Genomic DNA, 15,936 nt, shown 5'->3' on the forward strand with positions numbered 1-15,936 from the left:
GGGGGGCGCCGGGGGCCCCCAACATCTTTTTTTGTGGGGGGGGGGGGGGGGCGCGGGGGGGGGGGGGGGGGCCGGGGGTCCCCCGGGGGGGGGGGGGGGGCCCCCCCCCCCCGCTACCGATACCACGTGATCAATCGCCGCCCTGGTCGGCGTTGGCGGCGCAGGTGAAGGCCTTGCGCTTGTCCACCAGACGGCCCATCAGGCGGTCGCTCAGCGGCAATGCGTCGCCATTGAGTCGCCAGTCGTAGATCACGCTGAAGGCCAGCACGCGGGCGACATACTCGCGCGTTTCCTTGTAGCTGATGGTCTCGATCCACAGGTCCGGATCGAAGCCCGGGCGCTGGGTCTGCCAGCGTGCGGTCGGCGTCGGGCCCGCGTTGTAGGCGGCGATGGTCACGTAGGGCAGGCCGTCGTACTTGTTCATCAACTGCCGCAGGTACGCGGTGCCGATGGCGATGTTGGTATCCGGGTCGTACAGGCTGTCAGCGCCGCCGTAGCCGGTCAGGCCGATGGACCTGGCCACGCCGGCGCCGGTCGCCGGCAGTACCTGCATCAGGCCCATCGCATTGGCAGGCGAACGCGCGCGCGGGGTGAAAGTGCTTTCGGCGCGGATCTCGGCGGCCACCCAGGCCGGGTCGATGGCATTGCGTGCCGATTCACGGCGGATCGTGGCGTCGTGGTGCAGCGGGAAGCGCAGGTCGTACAGGCGTTGCTCCTGCGGTTGCTTGCCGAGCGCGAACACCGCGCGGTCGAACCAACCGTTGTCCTGCGCTACGCGCACGGCGAGGCGACGCTGGGTGTCATCGAAGCGCGACAGCGCATTGTTCCATTCGGCCACCGCCCAGCCGGCGCGGTCGATCTGGTACAGCGCCATCGCCCGCTGGATGGCCGGATCGCGGGCCACCGCGGCCTGCGCCTGTGCGCTGTCGTTGGGCTTCCACGGGCACAGCGTGTAGGGCTGCTGCAGCTTGTCCGCAGCGAGGAAGCCATGGAAGGTCGGTGCGCGCGCGGCTTCGCGGAACAGCGGCTGCGCCTGCTGTGCCTGGCCGGTCTTTTCCAGCATGCGGCCTTCGAAATAGCGCCAGCGCGAATCGTTGCGCTGGGTCGGGCCCATCTTGCGGATCGCTGCCAGCGTCGCCGGCCAATCGCCGCGCGACATCGCTTCGCGTGCGCGCCATTCGTGCAGGCGTTCGTCGTAGGCCGCATCGGGCACGGCATTCAAACGGCGAGCCGAGTCCGGCAGGTACGACGCCACCGTCCACAGGGCGATCTGGTAACGCACCTGGCCCTGCTGTTCGGCGCTCAGGCCCAGCGCCTGCGCGTACTGCGGCAGCTGCTGCTCGGTAGCGTCCGGGTCGGCCTTGGCCAGCTTGGCCAGGCCGTCGGTGGCGATGCGCCGGCTGCGCTCGTTGCGCGGCCAGTTCAGGGCGCTGGCATTGGGCTTGTCGACGAAGGCGGCGTAGGTGTTGGCCAAGGCCAGATCACTGGCCGGCAGGCCGCGCGCGGCCGAACGCATCACCGCCGGCTGCTGTGCATCGGCAGCGGCATCGATGCGTTCCCAGCGCAGCGCATCGCTCATGCCACCCTGCGCCTGCAGCACGGCGAACACGGCGTCGCAGGCATCGGGCAACGACTTGCCGTTCTTGCGCCACAGATCCTGGGCTTCACCGATCCACTGCGGGTCCAGCTTGCCGGTGGCCTGGCGCGCTGTCAGCTGCGCACAGCGCAGGCCGAGGTTGTCGGTGGGAGCCCAGTTGGCCAGCAGCGTCGGCCAGTCCTGGCGGCGCGCTACAGAGGGCAGCCAGGCGCTGCGGAAGCTGTTGGCCACGGCCTGGCCCTGGTAGCGCTTGAGGAAGGCCTGTGCCTGCGCCGTATCGACGGTGTCGATGTTGCGCCGCAGGTTGGCGAACTCCAGCCAGCCATACGCGGGATGGCGGCTGAGCGCGGCGGCCTGGCCGGGATCGAACTGGCCACGTTCGGCGGCGGCGATGGCGGCCTTCAGCTGGGCGTTCTGGGCATCGAGGGACTGGGCACTCGCGCAGCCGATCAGCAGCGTGGTGGCCAGCGGGAGCAGGGACAGGGCGGTCGAAGATCGTCGGGTCATGGCGACCAGCATAGCGGGCAGTGGCTGAATTCAGTTTCGCATTGTGTACACGGTCGAAGACGGCAACGACAGCTGAATGATGATGGGATCCGCACTGCCGCGAGGGCGGTTGTGCGGCGTAGGTTTGGGCTGGGGCGACCGGCCCTGCTGCAGGGAGCGGCACATGGCATTCAGTAGCGCAGGAAGAAGCGGCCCGCTGGCGGACATCAACGTCACGCCACTGGTGGATGTAATGCTGGTGTTGTTGATCATCTTCATCGTGACCGCGCCGATGTTGTCGCGGCCGATCAACGTGCAGTTGCCGCAGGCCACCGATCGCGTGGTGGATCGCCCCGAACCGCCGCCGCCGATCGAGCTGCGCCTGGATGCGTCCAGCCAGTTGAGCTGGGACGGGCAGCCGATGGCCATCGTTGATCTGCAGTCGCGCCTGCAGGCGCAGGCCAGCGAGCATGCTGGCAACCTGCCGGAGCTGCGCATCAGCACCGATCCGTCGGCCGAGTACGACGGCATGGCCAAGATCCTGGCCGCCGCCGAAGCCACCGGCATGCAACGCATCGCGTTCGTGCAGTGAGTGGATCACGGGTGCGGCCTTCCCAAGGGAAGGCCGCACGTGTACCGGTAGCGCCGGGTCATACCCGGCGGCAGACCTGCGATGTGCGCCGGGCTTGGCAGAGACCTCTTCGACACTTCGCCGGGCATGGCCCGGCGCTACCGTGACCCGGGCGGGCATGGCCCGGCGCTACCGTGACCCCGGCGGGAATGACCCAGCGCCACGGCGATGTTGTCGTACGCGCATTCCGGTGAATACGTAGGCAAATGACGTTATCTGCTTTCAGAATCGTCAAATTCGCGTGAAAGAGTGTCGGGCATCACGCCGCGATGTTTACCGCTTGTTTACAAAGGAGACGCTGCCGCCATGCAGGGGGGAGCGCGGCAGTCCATGTCCCGACATTCCTTTGGAGAGAGAGCGAATGAATTACCTGCATCACCGCCCCTTGGCGGTTGCCGTCGCGCTGTGCGTGACCGCACTGGCCCCGTTGGGGGCTGCTGCCCAATCGGCCACTACCGACCTGGATCGCGTCGAAGTCACAGGTACCCGCATCAAGCGCGCTGAAGTGGAAGGTCAGGTGCCGGTCCAGACGCTCAACCGCGCCGACATCGAACGCACCGGCCTGACCTCGATCGGTGAAGTGCTGCAACAGCTCACCGGCTCGGGCTCGGCGCTCAATGCCAAGTTCAATTCGTCGGGCAACTTCGGTTTCCCACCCGACGGCAGCGGCGTCGGCGCGGGTTCGGCGCAGGTGGACCTTCGCCATCTCGGTGCCAAGCGCGTACTGGTGCTGGTCGATGGCATCCGCTGGGTCAATGAATCCTCGGCCTCGGGCGTGGGCTCGGCCACCGACCTCAACACCATCCCGCTGGCGATCGTTGAGCGCATCGAAGTGCTGGAAGACGGCGCATCGTCGCTGTACGGCTCCGATGCCATCGCCGGTGTGGTCAACATCATCACCCGCCGCGATTTCGATGGCGGCCAGGTGACGATGAACTACGGCCAGTATGGCAAGGGCGATGGCACGCAGAAGGGCGTGGACCTGGCCTGGGGCAAGAGCGGCGACCGTTACAGCCTGTTCCTGGGGGCAAGCTGGACCAAGCAGGACCCGGTGTATGCGAAGGACCGCGAGCAGTCGCGCTTCCCGATCCCCGGCACCGGCCTGGCCTTCGGCAGCGGCGGCATTCCGCAGGGGCGCTTCGCCTTCGTCGATCCCAACACCGGTGCCGAACAGGACATCGTGCCCAACACCGGCGTGAGCAGCCCGCGTTACGACGGCAGCGCCGGCTGCAACCGCACCGACGACTACCACTGCTTCACCAGCGCCGACCGCTTCAACTTCGCCGAATACAACATGGTGCTGACACCGTCGGAGCGTAAGGGCCTGTTCGGCCAGTTCCGGTTCGACATCACCGACAACGTGCAGTGGTACGTCAAGGCACTGGGCAACCGCCGCGAGTCGACCAACCAGGCCGGCCCGGAACCGCTGTTCTTCGGCCCTGATGGTGCCACCGGCAATCCGCTGGCCGACAACATCGTGGTCTCGGCATTGAACCCGTACAACCCGTTCGGCTTCGACCTGGTGTCGTCGGGCAACATGAGCCTGATCGGCCGCCGCCCGGTGGAAGGCGGCGCGCGCGTGTTCGAACAGCAGGTGGATACCACGTACTTCGCCACCGGCCTGGTCGGCAACTTCCAGGCCGCTGACCGCAGCTGGTACTGGGACGTCAACGGCATGTACAGCAAGAACAAGGCCGAGCAGACCAACTACGGCAGCTACAACATCTACAACGTCAACATGGCGCTGGGCGATCCTGCGGTGTGCGCGGCCACGCCGGGCTGCGTACCGCTGAACATCTTCGGTGGCGCCGGTTCGATCACCCCGGACATGCTGCGCTGGATCCAGCCGGTGGTGCGCGACCGCAGCCAGAACGAGCTGAGCCTGTTCACCGCCAACCTGTCCAGCGATCTGTTCACCCTGCCGGCCGGCCCGGTGTCCTTCGCCACCGGCCTCGAACACCGCAAGTACAAAGGTTCGTACCAGCCTGACCCGCTGACGGTGATCGGCCACTACAACGGCGTACCGTCGCAGCCGACGTCCGGCTCCTACGACGTCAACGAAGCGTACCTGGAGCTGAGCGTGCCGATCTTCGCCGACTCGGCACTGGGCAAGAAGCTGGACCTGAGCCTGGCTGGCCGCTACTCGGATTACTCGACCTTCGGTGGCGAGTTCACGCCCAAGTACGGCCTGCGCTGGCAGGTGACCGATGACTTCGTGCTGCGTACCACCTATGCCGAAGGCTTCCGCGCACCGTCGATCGGTGAGCTGTACGGCTCGGCCGCGCGCGCCGATCTGCAGTTGTTCGATCCCTGCTCGGTGGGCCTGGGTGGCACACCGCCGCGTGGTAGTGCGGCCAACTGCGCATCGCTGGGCGTGCCGACCGGCTTCCAGCAGGCCAACTCGCAGATCTCGGTGACCACCGGCGGCAACCGCGAGTTGGAGCCGGAGCGCTCGCGCAGCTTCAGTGCCGGTTTCGTGTGGAGCCCCTGGTTCGGCAACGATGCATCGTGGTCGGAACGCTTCGACGTGGAAGTGACGTTCTACCGCCACAACATCGATGGCGCGATCCAGGCGATCAACGCGCAGACCCAGCTGGACCTGTGCGTGGATACCCTGGACCCGATCTACTGCGACGGCATCACCCGTGCCAGCACCGGTGCGGTCAGCAGCTTCAACAACCGCCTGACCAACCTGGGTTCGATCAAGACCGACGGCTGGGATGTGGACCTGTTCTGGACCCTGCCGCAGAGCTCGATCGGCCAGTTCAAGCTGGGCTGGAAGAACACGTTCGTCGGTCGCTACGAGGCCACCGGTGCGGCCGGCCAGCGGCAGCCGCAGAAGCCGGGCGTGGAAGTGGCTGACAGTTCGATTCCGGAATGGACCAGCAACGCCAGCATCGGCTGGACGCTGGACAACTGGAGCGCCAACTGGACGGTACGCCACATTTCCGAACTGACCGAAGACTGCGGTGACGCCGTGGCGTTCCCGGTGTGCAGCAACCAGGCCGCCGGCACCAACGCGCTGTCGGCCACCACCTTCCATGACATGCAGGTGGGCTACAAGATCGACTGGATGAAGGGCCTGCAGCTGACGGCGGGCCTGAACAACGTGTTCGACAAGGACCCGCCGATCTGCCTGTCGTGTTCGTTGAACGGCTATGACGCCTCGACCTACGACATCCCGCGTGGCCGTTACTGGTACCTGCGCGCGGACCTGCGGTTCTGATGTGAGTACAGCAGCGCCGGAGTGATTCCGGCGCTGCTGTTGCCGCGGTAGCGCCGGGCCATGCCCGGCGACGGTTCCTTCAGAACGACCAGGTAAACGTCAGCGAGCCGTTGCGACCATCGCCATACGCACCGTAGCCATTGATCTGCGAGAGGTACTTCTTGTCCAGCAGGTTGTTGAGGTTGGCCTGCACGCTGAACTCCGGCGAGATGCGGTAGCGCACGAAGGCGCTGACCAGTGCGTAGCCGCTCTGCTCGATGCGGCCATAGGCCGGCACCGGGTAGTAGATGCGGTTCTGCCAGTTGGCACCGCCGCCGACAGTCAGTTCCTGCAGCGACTGCGGGGTGTAGCTGGTGAACAGCTTCAGCGCGGTCTGCGGCAGGTTGGTGTTGATGTCGGCGTCGTTGGCATCCTTGGCCACGTAACGGGAGGCACCGAACGTGGCGTTCCAGCCCGGTGCCAGTTCGCCGTTGAGCTCGAACTCGAAGCCACGGCTCACCGTGCCGCGTGCGGCGCGATAGGCGAATTCGTTCTGGCTGCCGGGCACCGGCTCGCCAGTGATCTGGCCGACGTTGTCCTGTTCGATGCGGAACACCGCCAGCGAGGCATTCAAGCGGTTGTCGAACCAGGCGCCCTTGACGCCCACTTCGTAGCTTTTGCCATCCACCGGGTCCAGATAGCTGCCGTTGCGGTCCTTCAGCGTCTGCGGCTGGAAGATCTCGGTGTAGCTGGTGTACGCCGAGTAGGTGTCGTTGATGTCGAACACGAGGCCGGCATACGGCGTGGTCACCTTGTGCTCGCGATCCGCGCCTTCGCCCTCGCTCTTCCAGTCGGTGTAGCGCGCGCCGATGATCAGCTTCAACGGATCGGCCAGCGACAGGCGTGCGGCGGCATAGCCGGCCTTCTGGGTGATGGTGCCCTCGCTGGCCAGCGCCAGCGGGTTCCAGTTCGGCTCGCTGATGTTGCCCGTCCAGTTCAGGTAACTGGCGAACGGGTCCCAGCTCTGGCCGGCGCCGCCGACCTGGTAGTCGCCGTAGTTGGCGTAGTCGCGCTTGTTGTAGCTCAGCCCGGCCATGAACTGGTGCTCGCGGCCGAACAGCTGGAACGGACCATCAACATAGCCATCGACACCGGTGACCTTGCGCTCGGTGTTGTAGAAGCCTGCGGACGGCGAAATGCCTGCACCGGTGGTCTTGTCGAAGTTCGAGGCGCCGGTGGTCCAATCGTTGTACGCAGGGTAGAACAGCTTGTCGTCGGCCTTGGTCTGGTCATGCGTTGCGCCGATCTTGAACTTCCAGCCGTTGCTGAAGGCGTGCTGCAGGGTGGCGAACGCGCGCTTGCTGGTGGTGTCCCAGTAGGTCCAGTTCGGGCTGGCGTTGAACGATTCGTCGTACGGGGTCGCGCTGCCGTCGGAGTACAGCATCGGGAAGCCACCCCAGGTCGCGCCGTTGGCGCGCTTCTGCTGGTAGTCGTAGCCCACGCTGAGCTGGGTATCCGGGGTCAGGTCGGCGTCGATCACCGCATAGCCCAGCGTCTTGCGCTGGTTGTAGCGGTCCATCTGCCCATCGGTGTCCAGGTAGCTGCCGATCACCCGGCCGCGCACAGTGCCGCTGGCGTTCAGCGCGCTGCCCACGTCCACGGTGGTGCGGGTGCGGCCCCAGCTGCCGACGTTGACCGACACGCTGCCGGTCAGTTCGGCGCTGTCGGCGTGCTTGCGGATCAGGTTCACCGAGGCGGAAGGATTGCCGGCGCCGCTGAGCAGGCCGGTGGCGCCACGCACCACTTCCACGCGGTCATACAGGGCCAGGTCCAGGCCGGAGTCACCGTAGCTCCAGTTCTGCACCATCTGCGTGGGCAGGCCATCAAACTGGTACGCATCGATGTAGAAGCCGCGCGCATAGAACTCGGTGCGCTCGCTGTCGGACTGGGTGCTGGTGACGCCGGTGGTGTTGCCCAGCACGTCGATGATGTCGTCCAGCTGCTGATCTTCGATGCGCTGGTGGCTGATGATGCTGACCGACTGCGGGATCTCGCGCGGCGCCAGGTCGAAGCGGGTGCCGGCCGAGGTACGGCGCACCGAATAGCCTTCGGCGCGCTCGCCCTTTACTACGACCTTGTCGAGGGTGGTCGGGTCGGTGGCGGTTTCGGCGGAAGCGGTGGGTGCGACGGCGCAGAGCGCGACGAGCACGGCAACGGACAGCCGCTGCGGCTGCGGGGTACGAAAGGCGGGACGGATCATGCGGATTCCTGAAACGGGCACGCGCGTTCGGCCGTCATCCAGGAGTCGAGGCGCTACGGGTAGGGGAAGGGCGGGCAGGCCGTCCTGGCACCACCGGAAACGAAAGAAATGGTAATACGAACTATTCCTATTTACAAATCATGAACAAACGCGTGCGACCTCGCGGCTCGGCTCGGTTGCCGTCAGCGGGTGCCCTGCGGTTGCAGCAGCGGCAGCGGGTCCCGCGCGCCGTCGGCGCCATAGATGCCCCAATGCAGATGGGGCGGCGTGCCCTTGGCGTTGCCGCTGTCGCCAACATGGCCGAGCAGGTCGCCGGGTTGCACCACCTGGCCGCGCGCCAAGCCATCGGCCCAGTCTTCCAGGTGCGCGTAGTAATAGCGCTCGCGTCCCGGCCCGATCACCCAGACCTGGCGGCCACCGAGTCCGCTGTCGCGGATGTCGGCGACAACGCCGGGGGTAGCGCTGCGCACCGGCGTGCCGCGCTTGCCGAAGATGTCGATACCCGCGTGCGTGCGGTCGCGCCCGCGCGGTGCGCCGAAGGTATCGGCGATCTGCCGGGGCCGCACGCCGTCCACCGGCACTGGCAGTTGCGTGGCCGGTGGCATGCGCGAGAGTGTCCACAGCATCTTCGGTGCGGCAGCCCACGGGCTGTTCCAGAAGGCCATCGCCGCGATGACCAGGATCAGCAGGACGGCGCCACGCAGCAACCAGCGGCGCAGGCGTCTGGCGTTGGAGGGGGAAGCGGTGTTCATGCGTCACCAGTGTAGGAGCAGGACAGGCTCGACGGCATCTGCGTCATGTCAGCGGCACGTCGAACCCGCGCTTCAACGTGCCCAGCGCCACCGACGTGCGGAAGCGCTCGATGTTGTCATCACCGCCGAACAAGCGCTCGGTGATCGCCTCGTATTCCTCCATCGATGCCGCCGAGAGCAGCAGCAGGAAATCGCCGTCGCCGGTGATCGAGTAACACTGCTGCACGGCAGGGTCGTCCTGCACGCGGCGGCGGAACGGGGCGACCTTCTCGCGCTGTTCGCTGACCACGCGCACCTCGACGATGATGGTCAATGGCCGGCCGATTTTCGCAGCGTCGATCACCGCCACGTTGGCGGCGATCACGCCGCTGTCCTGCAGGCGCCTGATCCGCCGCTGCACCGCCGGCGTGGACAGGTGCACGGCTTCGGCGATCTGCCGCTGCGGCAGGGTGTTGTCCTGCTGCAGGAGGGCGAGGATGGCGCGGTCGAAGCTGTCCAGCACGGGGGCGGTGGCCATGGTGAGCAGAAGTTGCGCGGACGGGCCGTCAATTGAGCCAAGTGCTCGCCGCCGACGCAATAGACTGGCGGCATGCAGACTTCTCGAATCGCGCCGATGTTGCCGGCGCTGGCGGTGCTCGGCTCGGTCACCGCACTGGCCATTGGTACCTCCTACGCCAAGCAGCTGTTTCCGTTGATCGGCGCGCAGGGCACCAGCGCGCTGCGCGTGGGCTTTTCAGCGCTGTTGCTGCTGCTGTTCTGGCGGCCATGGCGCTGGAAGACCAGCCGCGTGGATGCGGTCACCATCCTGCGCTACGGCCTCACCCTGGGCCTGATGAACCTGTTGTTCTACATGGCCTTGCGCACGATCCCGTTCGGCATCGCGGTGGCCATCGAATTCACCGGCCCGTTGACGGTGGCGATGCTGTCGTCGCGGCGGCCGATCGATTTCCTGTGGGTGGGTTGCGCGGCGGTCGGGCTGCTGTTGCTGCTGCCGATCGGCGGCGGCCCGGCACTGGACCCGGTGGGCGTGCTGTACGCCATGGGGGCGGCAGCGTGCTGGGGCCTGTACATCGTGTTCGGCAAGCGCGCCGGCCACCTGCACGCCGGGCATTCGGTGTCGCTGGGGCTGCTGGCCGCGTCGCTGGTGGTGGTGCCGGTGGGGGTGGTGCATGCCGGTGCGGCGTTGCTGGAGCCGAAGATCCTGCTGGCCGGGCTGGTGGTGGCGCTGGTGTCCAGCGCGATCCCGATGTCACTGGAAATGATGGCGCTCAAGCGCCTGCCGAAGGAGACCTTCGGCATCCTGATCAGCATGGAACCGGCGGTGGCCGCGCTGTGGGCGATGCTGCTGCTGCATGAGCACCTGCATGGCCTGCAGTGGCTGGCCATCGGCTGCACGGTGCTGGCCTCGGTGGGCAGCACGATGACCGCACGGCGGTTGAAGGTGCCGGTGGCGCAGGCGGGGTAGCGCCGGGCCATGCCCGGCGGAGAGCGTGCGGACCAACGGTCCGCACCCACCAGGTCAGCCTGCCAACGGGTCCGCACCCACCAGGGCAGCGTGCCAACCAAGGTTGGGCCCCTACCAGGGGCGGTAGCGCCGGGCCATGCCCGGCGAGCGCAGCGGCAGGGCTCAGCGCAGGGCGTCGGCCGGGACGTCGATTGCCATGGCCAAGGCAAGATGGTCGGAGAACGCAGCGGGCACCGCTTCCACGGTGCGGGTCTGCAGGCCGCTGCTGACCAGGATGTGGTCGATGGCGCGGTCGGGGCGCCAGCTGGGGAAGGTCGGCACGATGCAGCCGGGCGGCTGCAGCCGGGTCTTCTGGTACAGCACCTGCATTTCCGGACGTTCGGCCAGGCAGTTGAAGTCGCCCATCAGCACCGCATTGGGATGGTCGGACAACAGCTCGGCAATGAAGCCGAGCTGGGCCATCCGCGAACCGGCGCCCAAGGACAGATGCGCTACCGCAACGGCCAGGCCATCGCGGCCATCGCCGAACTTGGCCAGCAGCACGCCGCGCCCGCCGATACGGCCGGGCAGGGCGTGGTCCTGCACTTCCACCGGTTCCAGCTTGCTCAGCAGGCCGTTGGCGCTGGAGGCGACGCCACCCATGCGCCGGTTCGGCTGGTGGCTCCAGTAATTGAAGCCGGCGCGTTGGGCCAGGTAATGGGTCTGGTTGGTGAAGCCCGAGCGCAGGCTGCCCGGGTCGGCCTCCTGCAGGCCGACGATGTCATGACCGCGCGCCAAAGTGGCAATCGCGTCAAGGCTGCTGCGCTTGCGACCCGCCGGCAGCGCATGTGACCAGCTGCGGGTCACATAGTCGCTGTAGCGGCGGGTACTTGAGCCGGCCTGGATGTTGGCCGTCAGCAAGCGCAGGGTCCGTGTTGTGGGGGAAGTCACGGCCGGGAAAACGTCTCTTTGATCAGTGAGCCTGGGCCGCACCGCGTTCGCGGGCGATCAGGTGGTCGGCAATGCGCAGCATGTCCGGGAAGCTCTTGCCCTTCACCAGGTACTTGCCGTTGACGATGATCGACGGGGTGCCGCTGATCTGGCTGCGCTGGGCGAACTGCTTGGCCGAGTTGGTCTTGGCATTGACCGCGAAGCTGCCCATGGTGGCGGCGAACTGCTTCGGATCCACGCCGTAGGCACCGTAGAACTTGGCGATGTCATCGACCGAATCAGCACCGCGCTCGCCCTTCAGGGTCTTCTGCGAGTGGATGGCCGAGTACAGCGCTTCGTGGGTCTTCTCCTGCACGCCCAGGGTCTGTGCGGCGTAGAAGGCACGGGCGTAGTTGTCCCAGGTGCCGCCGAACATGGCCGGCACGTAGACGAAGTTCACATCGCTCGGCAGGCCAGCCTTCCACGGGCCGACCAGCGGCTGGAACGCAGCGCAGGCCGGGCAGACGTAACCGAAGATCTCGACCACTTCGACCTTGCCGGCGGCCGGCTGGAACGGCTGGCCGTTCGGGATCAGCTGGTAGTCGGCGCCTTCCACCGGGGCCGGGCCGGTCAGCGCGGCAGTGGTCGGGGCCGGCGCGGCGCTGGCAGCGGTCTTGTCACCTTCGGCAGCCGGTGCAGCGGCTTCGCCGCCTGCGGCCGGCGCGGCCGGTTCGGTGCTGGCCGGGGTCGCTGCCGGTTCTGCCGGGGCGGAGGTGTTGGTGGTGCCATCGTCGGCCTTGCAGGCCGCCAGGATCGGCAGCAGCGCTGCGAGGGCGAGGGCGGCGAAACGGGTCTTCATGGAAGCGTCTCCAGCATCTGGAAAGGTGGGGCCGGCGTCAGGCGCCGGCCAGAGGGAAATGATGACATGCGGCGGCGACAGCGCCGTGTCGATGGTGTGTGTTGGTTCAGCGGCCGCGGGCGGCGCGGGCCTGGGCGATCAGCGCCGAGGCGATGCGCAGCTGGTCGTCGAAGCTCTTGCCACGGACCAGGTACTGGCCGTTGATGATGATGGCCGGGGTTCCCGGCACCTGGGTGCGCTGGGCGAAGGCACGGGCGGCATCGACCTTCTTCTGTACCGCCTCGCCGCGCAGGGCCTGCGTGTAGCGCTCCGGGGTCACGCCGTAGGCCTTGTAGAAGTTGGCGAGCTCATCGGCCGAGACGTTCTGCATCGGCAGCGTGCCGTCATCGTGCAGGGCCTTGAACACAGCGGCGTGGCTGCGCTTGGCCACGCCCACTTCGTCGGCGGCGTAGTAGGCCAGTGCCCAGGCATCCCAAGCACCGCCGAAGGCGGCCGGGACCGGGGTGAAGCGCACGTCGGCCGGCAGCTTGGCGGCCCAGGCGGCCAGCTGCGGTTCGAAATGGGCGCAGTGCGGGCAGGTGTAGCCGAACACCTCGACCACCTCGATCTTGCCGGCCAGCGGCTGGAACGGGCCAGGCTGGGCGATGCGCTCGTAGTCTTTGCCTTCGACCAGCGGGGCGTTGGCGGGGGTGGCGGCGCAGGCCGCCAACGGCAGCAGCACCAGCAGGGACAGCAGAAGGCGGGGAATCAACCTCATCGACACGCATCTCCGTTGAAAATGACAACGCCGGCGCAGCCGCCGGCGTGAAGGAAACATACCGCAGCGACGGGCCGTCGTGGCGACCGGCGCCGACCAGTGGCGGTCAGGGGGCGGCAGCCGGTCGCGTCGAAGCGCCCTCGGCGGCGAGATCGTCGGCCTTGTTGTGCAGGCCCTGCAGGTAGCTGGAAAGGGCCTGCACCTCCTGCTCGGTCAGCTTCTGCGCCACCGTGGCCATGATCTGGAAGTGCGCCTTGTCGGTCTCGTTGGTCTGTCCGGCCTGGTACTCCTGCAGGCGCCGGGCGACATAGCTGGCGTGCTGGCCGCCGATGTGCGGGTAGGCCGGGCCGGGGTTGCCGGCGCCGCTGGGACCGTGACAGGCCATGCAGGCCGGCAGCCCGCGCTGGGCGTCGCCGCCGCGGTAAAGCTGCTGGCCGATCTGGTAGAACTTCATGCCCTTGTACGGGCCCTCGGCCACCGGCGTGTCGTCGGCGATGCCGGCGTTGGCCTTCTGGGTGGCGAAGAACGCGCCGATATCGCGCATGTCCTGCGGGGTGAGGTTCTGCACGAAGGGCACCATCGCCACGGCGGCGCCGGAACTGCGCTGGCCATTGGCGATCAGGGCCATCTGCTGGGCGACGTAGCGCTCGCTCTGGCCGGCGATGCTGGGATACATCTCCACCGTGGAATTGCCATCGGCACCATGGCAGGCGGCACACGCGGTGGCCTTGGTCTGGCCGGCCTTGGCATCGCCCCAGGTGGTCTTGCTGAAATCCACCTCGAGCGAGGCGGTCTTGATCGGGCCGTTGTCGGGCAGCGGGGTCAGCGTGGTCTGCGCAAAGGCAGCAGCGGCAACAACGGCAGTAGCAAGGGCGGATACGGCAAGAACGCGAGCGTGGCGCATGCTGAAGCTCCGTATGGACCGGCCGGGCGGCGGCGGCCGGCATCGCCCGGATTATCAACGCCGTTTCCTTGCACGGTCAACGCAGCAGTGCAGCATTTTCCCGCTGGAAGGCCCCGGGCCGGGCGCGCGGCGCCGCAACATGCGATCCTATGCGCATGTCATTGCTCATCGAACGCGCCCAATACCACCTCTCTGCCCACAACATGGGGCAGCTGCCGCCCGATGAAGGTTCTGAAGTGGCCTTTGCAGGTCGCTCCAACGCCGGCAAGTCCAGCGCGCTCAATGCGCTGACCCGCCAGAACAGCCTGGCCCGGGTCTCCAAGACGCCTGGCCGGACCCAGCAGCTGGTGTTCTTCCAGGTTACCCCGGACGCCCATCTGGTCGATCTGCCCGGTTACGGCTACGCCAAGGTGCCGCTGGACCTGCAGGCGCACTGGCAGGCCTTCATCGACCGCTACTTCCGCACCCGCGAGGCCTTGAAGGGGCTGGTGGTGGTGATGGACATCCGTCATCCGCTGAAGGACTACGACCGGCAGATGCTGGCCTATGCCGTGCAGCGTGGCCTGCCGGCGCATGCGCTGCTGACCAAGGCCGACAAGCTGAGCCGCAGCCAGCAGATGCAGACCCTGCAGAAGGTACGCAAGGAACTGCATTCGTCGTTCGGCGATACGGTGAGTGTGCAGGTGTTCTCCGGCTCGGCCCGTACCGGCGTGGATGAAGCCCGCGGCATCATCGGCGGCTGGCTGGGGCTGGAATAAGGCGCTCCGCTGCGCTCGCCGGGCATGGCCCGGCGCTACCCTGATGTTTTCCATCACCGCGATCCGGTAGCGCCGGGCCATGCCCGGCGGCACATCATTTCAGTGGCGAATATTCCGCCGGTACCCACGCATAGGCCTGGCCTTCGCTGCGCACGTGCCCCAGGCCGGGGAAGGGCAGGTGCGCGCCAGCAACCCACCAGCCCTTGGCGGTGGCTTCCTGCAACAGGCTGCGACGGCTGGCCGTAGCCGCCTTGCGATCCGAATCGGCCTCGAATGCTGCTTCCGGGTGTGCGAACTGCACCGCATGGAAATGCAGCACATCGCCCCACACCAGCAGTGACTGGCCCTGGCTGTCGAAGCGGTAGGACACATGCCCCGGCGTGTGGCCGTGGGTATCCATCGCCACCGCGTGGCCCGGCAGGGCATCGCCGGGCTGGAAGGTGTGCAGGCGACCGGCGGCCTGGTACGGCGCGATCGCGTTGCGTGCCAGCGCGAAGGCAAAGCGCACGCCCTGCGGTGCCGTGGCTTCGCTGGCCGGGTCGAGCCAGTAGCGGGCATCGGCCTTGGACAGCCACACCGTCGCATTCGGATAGGCCGGCTTGCCCTGTGCATCGAGGATCCCGCACAGATGATCGGGATGGGCATGGGTCAGCAGCACCTCATCGATCTCGGCCGGGTCTACGCCGGCCGCACGCAGGTTGCCCAGCACTTGGCCCTGGTCAGGGCCGAAGCACTGCGCGGTGCCGGCATCGACCAGGGTCAGGTGCTTGCCCTGGCGCACCAGGAAGGCGTTGATCGCGGTCTGCAGGCCCTTCTTGTCTTCGGGCACATAGCGGCCTTCGAGCAGGCGGCTGACCAGCGTTGGCGGCACGTCGACCACTTCCTGCCGGCCGAGCGCAACCACGCCGTCGAACAGGGCCGTGACCTGCAGCGCACCGATGCGCTGGTGTTGCACGCCCGGCACCTGCTGGGTGGGGGCGGGCGAGGTGGCTTCGGCCAGCGCGGCCAGCGGCAGGGAGGACAGGGCCAACAGCAGGGCGGCGTGCAATGGCAGATGACGCAGGGTCATGGCGGTTCTTCTCGGTGAGTGATGGGCAGGCCCGTTGCGCACAGCGTGCCGTGTTGCGCGTGCGTGCGGCGCTCAAAGCACTGCGCGGAATGCTCAATGGGGGGTATCGGCAGGGCTGCGCCCTGCACCCGCAGAGGCAACAGCAACGGCAACGGCAACGGCCGAAGCAACAGCAGAAGCTGGTTTCCTGTGGGATGGCGGGGTGGGTCCGGTTGCGGGGGACGCCGTAAACCCATCCATGGGGGCTTGGCCGCGGCATCCATGCCGCGGACACCCCCGCAACC

Annotated in this window: 13 protein-coding genes; 4 read left to right on the plus strand and 9 right to left on the minus strand. The window is 67.3% G+C overall.

Annotation, left to right across the window (positions count from 1 at the left end; translation table 11 throughout):
• Positions 1–130: 130 nt before the first annotated feature.
• Positions 131–2,116 carry a transglycosylase SLT domain-containing protein gene (locus ABIA73_RS21320; protein ID WP_032975397.1) on the minus strand — a complete coding sequence of 662 codons (1,986 nt, stop codon included), beginning with the start codon at positions 2,114–2,116 and terminating at the stop codon, positions 131–133.
• A gap of 151 nt (positions 2,117–2,267) precedes the next feature.
• On the opposite strand from ABIA73_RS21320, the gene ABIA73_RS21325 reads away from it, so the two are divergent.
• Together ABIA73_RS21325 and ABIA73_RS21330 are read left to right on the plus strand one after the other, a co-directional pair.
• Positions 2,268–2,675 (plus strand): ExbD/TolR family protein, encoded by a 408-nt coding sequence (locus ABIA73_RS21325; protein ID WP_354276249.1) that lies wholly within the window; start codon positions 2,268–2,270, stop codon positions 2,673–2,675.
• Positions 2,676–3,075: 400 nt separating this feature from the next.
• A complete protein-coding gene (locus ABIA73_RS21330; protein WP_354276250.1) occupies positions 3,076–5,940 on the plus strand; it encodes a TonB-dependent receptor plug domain-containing protein in 2,865 nt (954 codons plus the stop codon).
• A 79-nt stretch (positions 5,941–6,019) separates the two neighbouring features.
• On the opposite strand, the gene fhuE is transcribed toward ABIA73_RS21330, so the two are convergent.
• From fhuE to ABIA73_RS21345, 3 genes are all read right to left on the minus strand, one after another.
• Entirely contained in the window at positions 6,020–8,179 is a 2,160-nt protein-coding gene (gene fhuE / locus ABIA73_RS21335; RefSeq protein ID WP_154881062.1) for a ferric-rhodotorulic acid/ferric-coprogen receptor FhuE, read from the minus strand.
• Positions 8,180–8,361: 182 nt separating this feature from the next.
• Positions 8,362–8,931, minus strand: a complete 570-nt coding sequence (locus tag ABIA73_RS21340; RefSeq protein WP_025878669.1) for a M23 family metallopeptidase — start codon at positions 8,929–8,931, stop codon at positions 8,362–8,364.
• 43 nt (positions 8,932–8,974) lie between these two features.
• Positions 8,975–9,448: an Lrp/AsnC family transcriptional regulator gene (locus tag ABIA73_RS21345; RefSeq protein ID WP_025878668.1), complete on the minus strand. Its 474-nt coding sequence runs from the start codon at positions 9,446–9,448 to the stop codon at positions 8,975–8,977.
• Positions 9,449–9,520: 72 nt separating this feature from the next.
• Between ABIA73_RS21345 and ABIA73_RS21350 the strand changes: the two genes are divergently transcribed.
• A complete protein-coding gene (locus tag ABIA73_RS21350) occupies positions 9,521–10,396 on the plus strand; it encodes an EamA family transporter (protein WP_025878667.1) in 876 nt (291 codons plus the stop codon).
• Between the two features lie 162 nt (positions 10,397–10,558).
• Here ABIA73_RS21350 and ABIA73_RS21355 read toward each other — a convergent pair whose 3' ends face one another.
• The 4 genes from ABIA73_RS21355 to ABIA73_RS21370 all read right to left on the minus strand — a co-directional run bounded on the left by ABIA73_RS21355 (position 10,559) and on the right by ABIA73_RS21370 (position 13,825).
• Positions 10,559–11,326 carry an endonuclease/exonuclease/phosphatase family protein gene (locus ABIA73_RS21355; RefSeq protein ID WP_032952088.1) on the minus strand — a complete coding sequence of 256 codons (768 nt, stop codon included), beginning with the start codon at positions 11,324–11,326 and terminating at the stop codon, positions 10,559–10,561.
• 22 nt (positions 11,327–11,348) lie between these two features.
• Positions 11,349–12,164 carry a thiol:disulfide interchange protein DsbA/DsbL gene (locus ABIA73_RS21360; RefSeq protein WP_025878665.1) on the minus strand — a complete coding sequence of 272 codons (816 nt, stop codon included), beginning with the start codon at positions 12,162–12,164 and terminating at the stop codon, positions 11,349–11,351.
• A 106-nt stretch (positions 12,165–12,270) separates the two neighbouring features.
• Entirely contained in the window at positions 12,271–12,921 is a 651-nt protein-coding gene (locus ABIA73_RS21365; protein WP_025878664.1) for a thiol:disulfide interchange protein DsbA/DsbL, read from the minus strand.
• A gap of 106 nt (positions 12,922–13,027) precedes the next feature.
• Positions 13,028–13,825, minus strand: coding sequence for a c-type cytochrome (locus tag ABIA73_RS21370; RefSeq protein ID WP_025878663.1), 798 nt, complete (start codon positions 13,823–13,825; stop codon positions 13,028–13,030).
• A gap of 155 nt (positions 13,826–13,980) precedes the next feature.
• Between ABIA73_RS21370 and yihA the strand changes: the two genes are divergently transcribed.
• On the plus strand, positions 13,981–14,583 hold the full coding sequence (gene yihA / locus ABIA73_RS21375) for a ribosome biogenesis GTP-binding protein YihA/YsxC (RefSeq protein WP_025878662.1): 603 nt from the start codon (positions 13,981–13,983) through the stop codon (positions 14,581–14,583).
• Between the two features lie 94 nt (positions 14,584–14,677).
• On the opposite strand, the gene ABIA73_RS21380 is transcribed toward yihA, so the two are convergent.
• A complete protein-coding gene (locus tag ABIA73_RS21380; RefSeq protein WP_025878661.1) occupies positions 14,678–15,652 on the minus strand; it encodes an MBL fold metallo-hydrolase in 975 nt (324 codons plus the stop codon).
• Positions 15,653–15,936 lie beyond the last annotated feature (284 nt).

The organism is Stenotrophomonas sp. 2694, assembly GCF_040548715.1.
GTDB classification, from domain to species: Bacteria; Pseudomonadota; Gammaproteobacteria; order Xanthomonadales; family Xanthomonadaceae; genus Stenotrophomonas; species Stenotrophomonas indicatrix.

What these genes read in the sequence shown, in the direction of transcription:
- ABIA73_RS21320 (WP_032975397.1), bottom strand. Translation starts at nt 2,116, where the DNA reads ATGCTGGTCGCCATGACCCGACGATCTTCGACCGCCCTGTCCCTGCTC.
- ABIA73_RS21325 (WP_354276249.1), top strand. Translation starts at nt 2,268, where the DNA reads ATGGCATTCAGTAGCGCAGGAAGAAGCGGCCCGCTGGCGGACATCAAC.
- ABIA73_RS21330 (WP_354276250.1), top strand. Translation starts at nt 3,076, where the DNA reads ATGAATTACCTGCATCACCGCCCCTTGGCGGTTGCCGTCGCGCTGTGC.
- fhuE (WP_154881062.1), bottom strand. Translation starts at nt 8,179, where the DNA reads ATGATCCGTCCCGCCTTTCGTACCCCGCAGCCGCAGCGGCTGTCCGTT.
- ABIA73_RS21340 (WP_025878669.1), bottom strand. Translation starts at nt 8,931, where the DNA reads ATGAACACCGCTTCCCCCTCCAACGCCAGACGCCTGCGCCGCTGGTTG.
- ABIA73_RS21345 (WP_025878668.1), bottom strand. Translation starts at nt 9,448, where the DNA reads ATGGCCACCGCCCCCGTGCTGGACAGCTTCGACCGCGCCATCCTCGCC.
- ABIA73_RS21350 (WP_025878667.1), top strand. Translation starts at nt 9,521, where the DNA reads ATGCAGACTTCTCGAATCGCGCCGATGTTGCCGGCGCTGGCGGTGCTC.
- ABIA73_RS21360 (WP_025878665.1), bottom strand. Translation starts at nt 12,164, where the DNA reads ATGAAGACCCGTTTCGCCGCCCTCGCCCTCGCAGCGCTGCTGCCGATC.
- ABIA73_RS21365 (WP_025878664.1), bottom strand. Translation starts at nt 12,921, where the DNA reads ATGAGGTTGATTCCCCGCCTTCTGCTGTCCCTGCTGGTGCTGCTGCCG.
- ABIA73_RS21370 (WP_025878663.1), bottom strand. Translation starts at nt 13,825, where the DNA reads ATGCGCCACGCTCGCGTTCTTGCCGTATCCGCCCTTGCTACTGCCGTT.
- yihA (WP_025878662.1), top strand. Translation starts at nt 13,981, where the DNA reads ATGTCATTGCTCATCGAACGCGCCCAATACCACCTCTCTGCCCACAAC.
- ABIA73_RS21380 (WP_025878661.1), bottom strand. Translation starts at nt 15,652, where the DNA reads ATGACCCTGCGTCATCTGCCATTGCACGCCGCCCTGCTGTTGGCCCTG.